Genomic DNA, 12,560 nt, shown 5'->3' on the forward strand with positions numbered 1-12,560 from the left:
GCCGGAAATTTCACTCATATCCTGTCCCTATCTACGCTGTCAGACGCCATGGAACCGGCGGTTTGCGCCCCTATACTTTGGTGCCAACCTCAGCAGAAAAATAAATCGACAGGGAGTGAAAAGATGGAAGCTGCACCTTGCATCAGTCAGATCGCCAGCTTGCTCGCCGAGCCCAAACGTACTGCCATGCTGTGGGCCTTGATGGATGGCTCGGCCAAGTCGCCAGCCGAGTTGGCGATGCTTGCCGGGTTGTCACCGACCTCCGCCAACGCGCACCTGGCGCGAATGACGGCCAGTGGTGTATTGCGGGTGGAAGCCCGGCGTGGCAAGCGCTTGTTCCGTGTCGCGGCACCTGATGTCAGCGCCGCCATCGATGCCTTGGCGAGGACCACCATGGCCTGCGCCGCACGCCGCGCGCCGGATGCTCTGCCACCGGCCCTGGTGGCTCCCGCATTGTTACGCCATGCCCGCCTGTGCCATGGTCACCTCGGCGGGGAATTGGGCGCGCAGTTGTATCAGCACCTGCTGGAAGCGGATTGGATCGAACGTCATGAGTACCGCACCGATATCACGGTCAAGGGCGCGCAGCGCCTGGCAGGCCTGGGGATTTTTACCCAAGCCCTGGCGTCGCCGCTGGTGTGCAATTGTTTCGACTGGAGCCAGCACCAACCCCATCTGGGCGGTGCGCTGGGCGCGGGGTTGTTGCAGCTGTTTCTGCAGTCGAACTGGATCAGTGTGATCAATGAGTCCCACGCATTACGGGTCAACGCCGTAGGGCACAGGGAAATCACCCGATTGGCCATGTCTGTGTGACATAGCCAACCGCTTTTACTCAGTCATGGCTTTACGAGGCGCGCATCCAGGCTGTTCTGTGCCAGGCGTTTAGCCTGGTCCTGGGTCATGCCCAGCGAGGTGTACAGCGCGTGGAAGTTCTCGGTGACATAACCGCCGAAGTAGGCCGGGTCATCGGAGTTCACCGTCACCTTCACGCCACGCTCCAGCATGTCGAGGATGTTGTGCTGGGCCATGTCGTCGAACACGCACAGCTTGGTGTTGGACAGTGGGCACACGGTCAGCGGGATCTGCTCGTCGATGATGCGCTGCATCAGGCGCTCGTCTTCGATGGCGCGCACGCCGTGGTCGATACGCTGGATTTTCAGCAGGTCGATCGCTTCCCAGATGTACTCGGGCGGGCCTTCTTCGCCGGCGTGGGCCACGGTAAGGAAGCCTTCGTGGCGGGCACGGTCGAACACGCGCTGGAACTTGCTTGGCGGGTGCCCCATTTCCGAGCTGTCCAGGCCCACGGCCACGAATGCGTCACGGAACGGCAAGGCCTGGTCCAGGGTTTTCTCGGCCTCGGCTTCGCTCAGGTGGCGCAGGAAGCTGAGGATCAAGCCGCTGGTGATACCCAGTTGCTGCTCGCCATCTTTCAGCGCGGCGGCGATGCCGTTGAGCACCACTTCGAACGGGATACCACGGTCGGTGTGGGTCTGCGGGTCGAAGAAGGGTTCGGTGTGGATCACGTTCTGCTCTTTGCAGCGCAGCAGGTAGGCCCAGGTCAGGTCGTAGAAATCCTGGGAAGTGCGCAGCACGTCGGCGCCCTTGTAATACAGGTCGAGAAACTCTTGCAGGTTGTTGAAGGCATAAGCCTTGCGCAGGGTTTCGACGTCGTTCCACGGCAGCGCAATCTTGTTGCGCTCGGCCAGGGCGAACAGCAGCTCAGGCTCCAGCGAGCCTTCCAGGTGCAGGTGCAGTTCAGCCTTGGGCAGGGCGTTGAGCCAATCGTACATTTTCTAAATTCTCATCAGGTGCAATGGCGGCATTCTACAGGCCATGGCCGAAATAATCGGCAAAACCTGACCAGCAGGATTGTTTTCGTTGCATTCGCGCAAGGGCCACGTGAACTAAGGTGTAACGAAACGTTAGCGGCGTGACGCAGTCTGTACCCCATCAATGACTGATTTGCCGCACTAAAAGGCCCGGAATGCTCACATCCCTCAAGCAAGAAAGATTCATGCTGCTGGCGCTGATTGCCGCCATCGCTGCCTACCCGTTGGAGCACTGGATGCTGCACAACGGGCAGATCACGGCGTTGCTGGCCGGCGTTGTGCTGATCGGCTTTATCGTGGTGGCGTCGATGCGCGTGGCGCACCATGCCGAGCAACTCGCGGAAAAAGTCGGCGACCCCTACGGCACCATGATCCTCACCCTGGCGGCTGTGCTGGTGGAGGTGGTGATCCTGGCGATCATGATGAGCAACGAACCGTCGCCCACCTTGGTGCGGGACACCATTTATTCCGCGGTCATGCTCGATATCAACGGCATCCTCGGCCTGGCCGCGCTGATGGGCGGCATCAAACATGGTGAACAGTCCTACAACGATGATTCGGCCCGCACCTACAGCGTGATGATCCTCACCGCCATGGGCGTGTCGATGGTGGTGCCGGAATTCATCCCCGAAGCCGACTGGAAAATCTACTCGGCCTTTACCATTGGCGCGATGGTGGTGTTGTACACCCTGTTCCTGCGTATGCAGGTGGGGCCGCACAGTTACTTTTTCAGCTACAGCTACCCGGAAAAACGCCGTAAGAAGTTGCCGGAAGAACAGGAGGCGCCGCCGGTCAACCTGGCATTTTCCATCGGCACCCTGGTGTTTGGGGTGATTGTGATCGGCGCACTGGCCGAGGTGATGTCCAAGACCCTGGATCTTGGCCTGGAAGGTACGGGAGCGCCGCCGGTGATCACGGCGATTGTGGTCGCGGCGATTTCGGCTGCACCGGAGATTTTGACGGCATTGCGCGCCGCGTTGGCCAACCGCATGCAGTCGGTGGTGAATATCGCGTTGGGCGCTTCGCTGTCGACGGTGATCCTGACAGTGCCGGTGATGGAAGCGATGGCGCTCTACACCGGCCAGCCGTTCCAGATGGCAATGACCCCGGTACAGACCGTGATGGTGTTTATCACGCTGATCGTCAGCGCGATCAACCTCAACGATGGCGAAACCAACGCCATCGAAGGGATGACCCATTTTGTGTTGTTTGCGACCTTTATCATGCTGTCGCTGTTGGGGCTGTAAGCACCGTATATCCCCTGTGGGAGCGGGCTTGCCCGCTCCCACATTTTGACTTGTGTAGGGCTTAGGTACCGGCGATCAGTTGGCGTGCGGCTTGGCTGTGATCGGCGATCAGGCCCTTGAGGTCCAGGCCTTCGACCTGGCCATCGATCACGCGCCATTTGCCTGCAATCATCACCCGGTCTGCACGGTCGGCGCCGCACAGCAGCAGCGCCGAAATCGGATCATGGCTACCGGAGAAGCGCAGCTCGTCGAGCTTGAACAGCGCCAGGTCGGCCTGTTTTCCTACTGCCAACTCACCGATATCCGTACGGCCCAACAACTGCGCCGAGCCTTTGGTCGCCCAGCCCAGCACGCCTTGCGGGGTGATCTTTTCCGCGCCGTAACGCAGTCGCTGGATATACAAAGCCTGGCGCGCTTCAAGGATCACGTTCGACGCATCATTGGAAGCGGAACCGTCCACACCTAGGCCGATAGGTGCGCCGGCGGCGAGCAGGTCCAGGGTCGGACAGATACCGGACGCCAGGCGCATGTTCGAGCTTGGACAATGGCAGATACCGGTGCCGGCGGCGCCCAGGCGTGCAATTTCATCCGGGTTGAAGTGAATACCATGGGCCAGCCAGGTGCGCGGGCCGAGCCAGCCGACGCTGTCCAGGTAGTCCACGGTGCGCAAGCCGAAGCGCTGCAGGCAGAAGTCTTCTTCGTCGAGGGTTTCCGCCAGGTGGGTGTGCAAGCGCACATCCAGGCGGTTGGCCAGCTCGGCGCTGGCTTCCATGATTTCCGGGGTCACGGAAAACGGTGAGCAGGGCGCCAGGGCGATCTGGATTTGCGCGCCGTCACCACGCTCATGGTATTCGTGGATCAGGCGTTGGCTGTCTTCAAGGATGACTTGGCCCTGTTGCACGGTCTGTTGCGGTGGCAGGCCGCCGTCGGCTTCGCCCAGACTCATGGAGCCACGGGTGAGCATGGCGCGCATGCCCAGTTCGCGCACGCTTTCAACCTGCACGTCGATGGCGTTTTCCAGGCCGTCGGGGAACAGGTAGTGGTGGTCGGCCGCCGTGGTGCAGCCCGATAGCAGCAATTCGGCCAATGCGACTTTGCTGGCGAGGGCGAGTTTTTCCGGGGTGAGCCGCGCCCACACCGGATACAAGGTTTTCAACCAGGGAAACAACGGCTGATTGACCACCGGCGCCCAGGCGCGAGTCAAGGTTTGATAGAAATGATGGTGGGTATTGATCAGCCCCGGCAGGACCACATGCTCACGCGCATCGAACACTTGGGCGCAGGGTTGCGCAGGTTCTTGGCCTTGGGCCAGCACTTCGGTGATCACACCGTCTTGCAGCACCAGGCCGCCACGGGCGTCGAGGCCATTGGCGGTGAAAATCGCGAGGGGGTTTTTTAACCAGATACGGGTCGCAGGCATTGGCCGGCTCCTCTGAATGATGGGTTCAGGTTTGCCAGCTCAGTGTTGCCCTGTCTGCTGATCCAGGGTCGCCGGTGAAGGCGAGGGGGCAGTCTACGCGCGGATCGCTACCGACGGCAATCGGTCGATAACGATCCCCCGGGTTTTACCAGGCGATGGTGTCGCCTTTGTAATCGATGAAGTGATGGCCGCCTTTGCCGGTGTAGGCGTTCACCTGATCCACCAGACCGCGCACGCTGGTATCGACGTCAATGTGCGCGTTTTCGCCGCCCATGTCGGTCTTCACCCAGCCTGGGTGCAGCGACAGCACGGTCGGCTTGTGATCGCCCAACTGGGTGATAAAGCTGTTGGTCATGGAGTTGAGTGCCGCCTTGCTGGCTTTGTACAGCGCCAGGTCGGAGCCGTCCGGGATGGTCACGCTGCCCAGTACCGAACTCATGAAGGCCAGCACGCCAGTGTCTTTGCGGATCTGCGCGACAAAACGCTGGGCCAGGTTGATCGGCGCAACGGCGTTGGTGAAGAACAACTGGCCGACTTCTGCCAAGGTGGCGTGCCCCGGCTCCTGATTGGCGGGGCCTTTGACGCCGGCGTTGACGAACAGCAGGTCGAAGGTGCGTTCCTTCAGGCGTTGGCTCAGGGCGATCACGGCTTGCTGGTCGTCCATGTCGAGTTTCTCGATCTGTACCGGGCCCACGGCTTTCAAGGCATCGGCCTTGCTCGGATCACGCACGGTGGCGGTCACGTCCCAACCGTCCTGCAACAGTTGCTTGACCAGGCCAAGGCCCAGCCCACGCGAGGCGCCGATGATCAATGCGGTTTTTGGCGTAGACATGAAAAGCTTCCTTTAAGCGTCGCGGTTCAGGGATTTCAGCGTTGGAGCAGGATACGCCCACGGCTGAGGTCAGCGAGTTGAATTTGCAGGGTGTCGATATGCGCTTCGCCCAAGGCAAGCTGCAACTCGACGCCGTTGGCGGTGAAGGTTTCTTCGACCACCAGCCCGCCCAGTTCTGCAACGCGCAGTTTAACCAGATTCAGCTCGGCGAAAGCGCAGGCGCAGTTCAACGGTACGCGGCTGATCAACTCAATGCGTTCAGCCGTTTGCAGGCATTTATTCGCACCGCCGCCGTAGGCGCGGGCCAGACCGCCGGTGCCCAACTGAATGCCGCCGTACCAGCGGATCACCAGCACTGCGACCTGATCAAAACCCTGCGCTTCAATAGCGGCCAGTATCGGTCGACCAGCAGTGCCGCCGGGTTCGCCGTCGTCATTGCTGCGGTACTGGTCAGCGAGCTTCCAGGCCCAGCAGTTGTGCGTGGCGTTCAAGTCGCTGTGCTGCTCGAAAAACGCCTGGGCGTCTTGCGCGCTGGTGATGGGCGCCGCGAGGGTGATAAAGCGGCTTTTACGTATTTCTTCGCGAAACTCGCAAAGGCCGGTGAGCGTGAAAGGCATAAGTCGCTTCGTTTACAGGGTCGGCTTGATGCCGCAACCCTTGAGAATGATGTGGATCAGGTTGGTGCCGGCGTCTTCCATATCCTGCTTGGTCAGCTTGGTGCGACCGGTGACGCGGCAGATCTGGGTGGCGAAGTCGGCGTAGTGCTGGGTGCTGCCCCAGAGCAGGAAGATCAGGTGCACCGGGTCGATCGGGTCCATCTTGCCGGCGTCGATCCAGGCCTGGAACACTGCCGCTCGGCCGCTGAACCAGGCGCGATAGTCCTGGCTGAAATATTCGGTCAGGCATTCGCCACCGCTGATGATCTCCATGGCGAAGATACGCGAGGCCTGGGGCTGGCGACGCGAGAACTCCATCTTGGTGCGGATGTAGCGGGTGAGGGCCACGGCCGGGTCGTCTTCGGCGCTCAGTCCGTTGAAGGTGCTGTCCCATAGTTCAAGGATGTTGCTGAGCACCGCAATGTACAGGCCCAGCTTGTTGGTGAAGTAGTAATGCAAGTTGGCCTTGGGCAGCCCGGCACTGGCAGCAATCGTGTTCATGCTGGTGCCTTTGTAGCCATGACGCGCGAACTCATCTTCAGCAGCCTGGAGAATCGCTTGTTCGTTCTTTTGCCGAATACGGCTGGCGGGCTTACCGGCGTGGTTGCTGTGGGCAGGAACTTCGAGGCTCATGGAGGTTTCCGTGCTGATCGATAGAGACGACGTGTGCACAGATAACCCACCCTCAAGCCTCAGACAAGTCCTGATGCAATAAAACCGTCAAAGCGATTCCAGCGTGTCGCTTTCCGGTGCGTGGTTTGCGGCAGTCGTGGCGGCTTTGGCTTCGGGCAACAACAGGCACAACACAATCGCGGTCAGCCCGCCGCTGGTGATGGCGGAGTCGAACAGGTTCTGTACCAGCGTCGGCATCAGGTGCAGCAGGTTCGGTTGCGCGGCGATGCCCAGGCCGACGCCAAACGAGGTGGCGATAATCAGCATGCTGCGTCGGTCCAGTGGCGCCTGGGCGAGGATGCGCACACCGGCAGCGGCCACGCTGCCGAACATCACCAGGGTGGCGCCGCCCAATACCGGTTTGGGGATTTGTTGCAGTACCGCGCCAATCAATGGAAACAAGCCGAGGCAAAACAGCACCACGCCTATATATAAGCCGACGTAACGGCTGGCCACGCCGGTCAGTTGGATCACACCATTGTTTTGCGCAAAGGTGGTGTTGGGAAAGGCGCTGAACGTGGCGGCGATCATGCAGCTCACGCCATCGCCGAGTACGCCGCCCTTGAGCCGGCTTATATAAGAAGGGCCGCTGATGGGCTGGCGGGCGATCATGCAGTTGGCGGTGAGGTCGCCGACGGTTTCGATGCTGCTGATCAGATAAATCAGCGCAATTGGCAGGAAAGCGCTCCAGTCGAAGTTGAAACCGAAGCGAAACGGAATCGGCAGGCTGACCAGAGGCAGGTCGGGCAGGGCTTGCGGCACGAGCTTGCCGCTGAACCAGGCGGCCAGGCTGCCGAGGGCCAAGCCGATGATGATGGCCGAGAGGCGTACCCACGGCGTATTGGAACGGTTGAGCAGAATGATCGTCAACACGACGAAAACGCCCAGCGCCAGGTTGGTAGGGGCGCCGAAGTCGGGGGCGTTGAAGCCGCCGCCCAAGTCAGTGATACCGACCTTGATCAAGCTGATGCCGATCAGGGTGATGACAATCCCGGTCACCAAGGGCGTGATGACTCGACGCAACTGACCGATAAAGCGGCTCAGCACGATCTGCACCGCAGCGCCGAAAAAGCACACGCCAAAGATCATCGCCATGATGTCTTCCGGGCTGCCGCCGCGTTGTTTCACCAGGAAGCCCGCCGATAACACTGCGCCAAGAAACGCAAAGCTGGTGCCTTGCAGGCAGATCATCCCGGCGCCGATGCCAAATGGCCTACGTGCCTGGATGAAGGTGCCTACGCCGGAGACCATCAGCGCCATGCTGATCAGGTAGGGCAAATGGGCCGTGAGGCCCAAGGTGGAACCGATGATCAGCGGTGGGGTGATGATGCCGACAAATGCAGCAAGTACATGTTGCAGTGCGGCGAGAAAAGCCGGGCCGGGTTTGGGGCGGTCGTTGAGGCCGTAGATCAGGTCGCTGCTGTTGGATGCTTCTGGTGGCATGGCGGGCAAACTCAAGGTCTATGTCCTTGGGTTGTTGCAAAAAGCTGTCCAACTGCTCAGCTTTTAGCTGCAAGGCCGATTTAGCGGGTTGCCGCGAGACTTTCCAGGAAGCTTTCCAGCACCAAATGGGGGCGACGGCCCTTGCGCGTGACCGATGCGAGGCTTAAATCGTAAAAACGTGTAGCCGGTTTCAGCGCACGCAGTCGGCCTTGTTGTACCCACAGGCTCGCGTAGTGGTCGGGTAGGTAGCCGATGTAGCGGCCGGTGAGAATCAGGAAGGCCATGCCTTCGCGGTCCGAAGCGCTCGCGGTGCAGTTGAGCGCCTGGTAATGGGCCTGGATTTCGGCGGGCAGGCGGAAGGTCGGGGCGATCGCGTCTTGGGCATCGATGCGTGCGTCGTCCAGCTGCTTGTTGTCGGCGTAAAACAGCGGGTGACCCACCGCGCAGTAGAGCAGTGAACGCTCACTGTACAGCGGCTGGTATTCCAACCCCGACAGCGCGCTGGCCTGGGGCACTACGCCGACATGCAGGCGGCCGTCGAGTACACCTTGCTCGACTTCGTTAGGGGCGATCATGCGGATCTGGATTTGCACGTCCGGACCACGTTCCTTCAATTGCGCGAGCGCATGGGTGATGCGCATGTGGGGCAGGGTGACGAGGTTGTCGGTGAGCCCGATGATCAACTCGCCGCGCAAGTGCTGGTGCAAACCGTTGACCTCGGTGCGGAAACTTTCCAGGGCGCTCAATAGTTGCAGTGCGGATTGGTAGACCTCGCGGCCCTCTTCGGTCAGCGAGAAGCCGGCGCGGCCGCGTTGGCACAGTCTTAATCCGAGGCGTTGTTCGAGATCGCTCATTTGCTGGCTGATCGCCGAGCGCCCGATGCCCAGTACGGTTTCCGCCGCCGAGAAGCCGCCGCATTCGACCACGCTGCGAAAGATGCGCAGCAGGCGGATATCGAAGTCGCTGACTTGGGCCAGGGGATCGGGTCGACGGCTGCTCATAGTTTAGTGAAGGCCTGACTGAAGGTTAGAAGAGTTGAATTTCACCGACTTTATCGCCGTGGCAATTTAGCTGCAACAACGCTTTTCAATCCCGACGCTGCCTTTTGCCCTGCGAGGTTTTGCTGATGAACATGCCCGAAAACGCCCCATCGTCCCTGGCCAGCCAATTGAAGCTGGACGCGCACTGGATGCCGTACACCGCCAACCGTAACTTCCAGCGCGACCCGCGCCTGATCGTGGCGGCCGAAGGTAGCTGGTTGACCGATGACAAGGGACGCAAGGTGTACGACTCATTGTCGGGCCTGTGGACCTGTGGCGCCGGGCATACCCGTAAGGAAATCCAGGAAGCGGTGGCCAAGCAACTGGGCACTCTGGACTACTCGCCGGGCTTCCAATACGGTCATCCGTTGTCCTTCCAACTGGCGGAAAAGATCACCGACCTGACCCCTGGCAACCTGAACCATGTGTTTTTCACCGACTCCGGCTCCGAGTGCGCCGATACGGCGGTGAAAATGGTGCGTGCCTACTGGCGCCTGAAAGGCCAGGCGACCAAAACCAAAATGATCGGCCGCGCTCGCGGTTACCACGGTGTGAACATCGCCGGTACCAGCCTGGGCGGTGTGAACGGCAACCGTAAGATGTTTGGCCAGGCGATGATGGACGTTGACCACCTGCCGCACACCTTGCTGGCGAGCAATGCTTTTTCCCGTGGCATGCCGGAGCAGGGCGGTATCGCGCTGGCCGATGATCTGCTCAAGCTGATCGAGCTGCATGACGCGTCGAACATCGCGGCTGTCTTTGTAGAGCCAATGGCCGGCTCTGCGGGTGTGCTGGTGCCGCCTCAGGGGTACCTCAAGCGCCTGCGTGAGATTTGCGACCAGCACAACATCCTATTGGTGTTCGACGAAGTGATCACCGGCTTCGGCCGTACCGGCTCGATGTTCGGTGCCGACAGCTTCGGTGTGACCCCGGACCTGATGTGTATCGCCAAGCAAGTCACCAACGGCGCGATCCCGATGGGCGCGGTGATTGCCAGCAGCGAGATCTATCAGACCTTCATGAACCAGGCAACGCCGGAGTACGCGGTGGAATTCCCCCACGGCTACACCTACTCGGCACACCCGGTCGCCTGCGCTGCTGGCTTGGCGGCGTTGGACCTGTTGCAGAAGGAAAACCTGGTGCAGAGCGTCGCCGAAGTCGCACCGCACTTTGAGAATGCGCTGCACGGCTTGAAGGGCAGCAAGAACGTGATCGACATCCGCAACTACGGCCTGGCCGGCGCGATCCAGATCGCCCCGCGTGACGGTGATGCGATTGTGCGTCCATTCGAGGCTGGCATGGCCTTGTGGAAAGCCGGTTTCTACGTGCGCTTTGGCGGTGACACCCTGCAGTTCGGGCCAACCTTCAACAGCAAGCCGCAGGACCTGGATCGCCTGTTCGATGCGGTCGGCGAAGTGCTGAACAAGATCGACTGATTTCTCCTTCTATATAGAACAATTTTTCAGGAGCCCCGCATGAGCCTTATCCAGCATTTGATCAACGGTGAATTGGTCAACGACAGCGGTCGCAGTGCCGACGTATACAACCCGTCCACTGGCCAGGTGATCCACCAGGTGCCGTTGGCCAGCCGTGAAACCATTCAACAGGCAATCGACTCGGCCAAGGCGGCGTTTCCGGCCTGGCGTAATACACCTGCGGCCAAGCGTGCCCAGGTGATGTTTCGTTTCAAGCAATTGCTGGAGCAGAACGAAGCGCGTATCTCGCAGTTGATCAGCGAAGAGCATGGCAAGACCCTGGAAGATGCTGCGGGTGAATTGAAACGCGGGATCGAAAACGTCGAGTACGCGTGCTCGGCGCCAGAGATTCTGAAGGGCGAGTACAGCCGTAACGTAGGACCGAACATTGATGCGTGGTCGGATTTCCAGCCGCTGGGTGTAGTCGCTGGTATTACGCCGTTCAACTTCCCGGCGATGGTGCCGTTGTGGATGTATCCGCTGGCAATCGTCTGCGGTAACTGTTTCATCCTGAAGCCATCGGAGCGTGATCCGAGTTCCACGCTGTTGATCGCACAGTTGTTACAGGAGGCCGGTCTGCCTAAAGGTGTGCTCAGTGTGGTGCACGGCGACAAGGGCGCGGTGGATGCACTGATTGAAGCGCCGGAAGTGAAGGCGCTGAGCTTCGTGGGCTCGACGCCGATTGCCGAGTACATCTATTCGGAAGCCACCAAGCGTGGCAAACGCGTGCAGGCGCTGGGGGGTGCCAAGAACCACGCGGTGCTGATGCCGGATGCGGACCTGGATAACGCCGTGAGTGCACTGATGGGCGCGGCGTACGGTTCTTGCGGCGAGCGCTGCATGGCGATCTCAGTCGCCGTGTGCGTGGGCGATCAGGTGGCGGATGCCTTGATTGCCAAGCTGGTGCCACAGATCAAGGCGCTGAAAATTGGTGCGGGTACGTCCTGCGGCCTGGATATGGGGCCACTGGTTACAGGCCAAGCGCGTGACAAAGTCAGTGGTTATATAGAGGACGGCGTGGCAGCGGGTGCCGAGCTGGTGGTTGATGGTCGTGGCTTGAGTGTTGCCGGGCATGAAGAGGGTTTCTTCCTTGGTGGCAGCCTGTTTGACCGTGTAACGCCGCAGATGCGCATCTATAAGGAAGAGATCTTCGGGCCAGTACTGTGCGTGGTCCGGGTGAATAGCCTGGAAGCGGCAATGCAACTGATCAATGATCACGAATATGGCAACGGCACCTGCATCTTTACCCGTGATGGTGAAGCGGCACGTCTGTTCTGTGACGAGATTGAAGTGGGCATGGTCGGCGTGAACGTTCCTCTGCCGGTGCCGGTGGCGTATCACAGCTTTGGTGGCTGGAAGCGCTCGTTGTTTGGTGACCTGCATGCGTATGGGCCGGATGGGGTACGTTTCTATACCCGTCGCAAGGCGATTACCCAGCGTTGGCCGCAACGGGCCAGCCATGAAGCATCGCAGTTTGCTTTCCCTAGCTTGTAATGTGGGCTGAAAGCCGGCCCCTTGGGGCCGGCTTTCGCGTTTTTGGAGCTTTTCTGACTTATATGACAGAAATATGAAGAAAGGCATTGACGGCAGATTCCAGATGTCTATAATTCGCCCCACTTCCGGCGCAGTCGAAACGGAAAACTCCTTGGTAAACAATGAGTTATGTAGGTTTCGGCAGCAGGTTGCTTCAGTTCATCGAAGCCAAAAGGAAGTTGAAAAAGAGGTGTTGACAGCAGCGTGTAACGCTGTAGAATTCGCCTCCCGCTGACGAGAGATCTGAAGCGCAAGTGGTTGAAGTTGTTGAAGAAATCTTCGAAAGCTTCTGAAAATAATCACTTGACAGCAAATGAGGCTGCTGTAGAATGCGCGCCTCGGTTGAGACGAAAGATCTTAACCAACCGCTCTTTAACAACTGAATCAAGCAATTCGTGTGGGTGCTTGTGGAG

At 59.8% G+C, this 12,560-nt stretch carries 11 protein-coding genes; 4 read left to right on the plus strand and 7 right to left on the minus strand.

Translation table 11 applies throughout. The annotated features are described in order from the left end of the window. Positions 1-123: 123 nt before the first annotated feature. The gene (locus tag HX823_RS26295; protein WP_177077436.1) at positions 124-813 is read left to right on the plus strand and encodes a helix-turn-helix transcriptional regulator; all 690 of its coding nucleotides are present in this window, start codon (positions 124-126) and stop codon (positions 811-813) included. Positions 814-836: 23 nt separating this feature from the next. Here HX823_RS26295 and HX823_RS26300 read toward each other — a convergent pair whose 3' ends face one another. Continuing rightward, positions 837-1,790, minus strand: coding sequence for an adenosine deaminase (locus HX823_RS26300; RefSeq protein WP_012722045.1), 954 nt, complete (start codon positions 1,788-1,790; stop codon positions 837-839). 194 nt (positions 1,791-1,984) lie between these two features. On the opposite strand from HX823_RS26300, the gene HX823_RS26305 reads away from it, so the two are divergent. After that, on the plus strand, positions 1,985-3,076 hold the full coding sequence (locus HX823_RS26305; RefSeq protein WP_177077437.1) for a calcium:proton antiporter: 1,092 nt from the start codon (positions 1,985-1,987) through the stop codon (positions 3,074-3,076). 61 nt (positions 3,077-3,137) lie between these two features. Here HX823_RS26305 and HX823_RS26310 read toward each other — a convergent pair whose 3' ends face one another. The 6 genes from HX823_RS26310 to HX823_RS26335 form a co-directional block, all read right to left on the minus strand. Further along, entirely contained in the window at positions 3,138-4,496 is a 1,359-nt protein-coding gene (locus HX823_RS26310) for an 8-oxoguanine deaminase (protein ID WP_177077438.1), read from the minus strand. 145 nt (positions 4,497-4,641) lie between these two features. After that, positions 4,642-5,328: an SDR family oxidoreductase gene (locus tag HX823_RS26315; RefSeq protein WP_177077439.1), complete on the minus strand. Its 687-nt coding sequence runs from the start codon at positions 5,326-5,328 to the stop codon at positions 4,642-4,644. 35 nt (positions 5,329-5,363) lie between these two features. Beyond that, a complete protein-coding gene (locus HX823_RS26320) occupies positions 5,364-5,945 on the minus strand; it encodes a YigZ family protein (protein WP_038845832.1) in 582 nt (193 codons plus the stop codon). Between the two features lie 12 nt (positions 5,946-5,957). Continuing rightward, positions 5,958-6,617, minus strand: a complete 660-nt coding sequence (locus HX823_RS26325; protein ID WP_177077441.1) for a TetR/AcrR family transcriptional regulator — start codon at positions 6,615-6,617, stop codon at positions 5,958-5,960. Positions 6,618-6,704: 87 nt separating this feature from the next. Next, positions 6,705-8,099: a uracil-xanthine permease family protein gene (locus tag HX823_RS26330; RefSeq protein WP_038845835.1), complete on the minus strand. Its 1,395-nt coding sequence runs from the start codon at positions 8,097-8,099 to the stop codon at positions 6,705-6,707. A gap of 80 nt (positions 8,100-8,179) precedes the next feature. Then, positions 8,180-9,100 (minus strand): LysR family transcriptional regulator, encoded by a 921-nt coding sequence (locus tag HX823_RS26335; RefSeq protein ID WP_038845836.1) that lies wholly within the window; start codon positions 9,098-9,100, stop codon positions 8,180-8,182. Positions 9,101-9,225: 125 nt separating this feature from the next. Between HX823_RS26335 and HX823_RS26340 the strand changes: the two genes are divergently transcribed. Both HX823_RS26340 and HX823_RS26345 read left to right on the plus strand, forming a co-directional pair. Then, positions 9,226-10,575, plus strand: coding sequence for an aspartate aminotransferase family protein (locus HX823_RS26340; protein ID WP_177077443.1), 1,350 nt, complete (start codon positions 9,226-9,228; stop codon positions 10,573-10,575). Positions 10,576-10,614: 39 nt separating this feature from the next. After that, positions 10,615-12,108: a CoA-acylating methylmalonate-semialdehyde dehydrogenase gene (locus HX823_RS26345; protein WP_177077445.1), complete on the plus strand. Its 1,494-nt coding sequence runs from the start codon at positions 10,615-10,617 to the stop codon at positions 12,106-12,108. Positions 12,109-12,560: the final 452 nt, after the last annotated feature.

Origin of the sequence: Pseudomonas sp. P7759 (genome assembly GCF_013386445.1) — a bacterium.
Taxonomy (GTDB): Bacteria; Pseudomonadota; Gammaproteobacteria; order Pseudomonadales; family Pseudomonadaceae; genus Aquipseudomonas; species Aquipseudomonas azotoformans_A.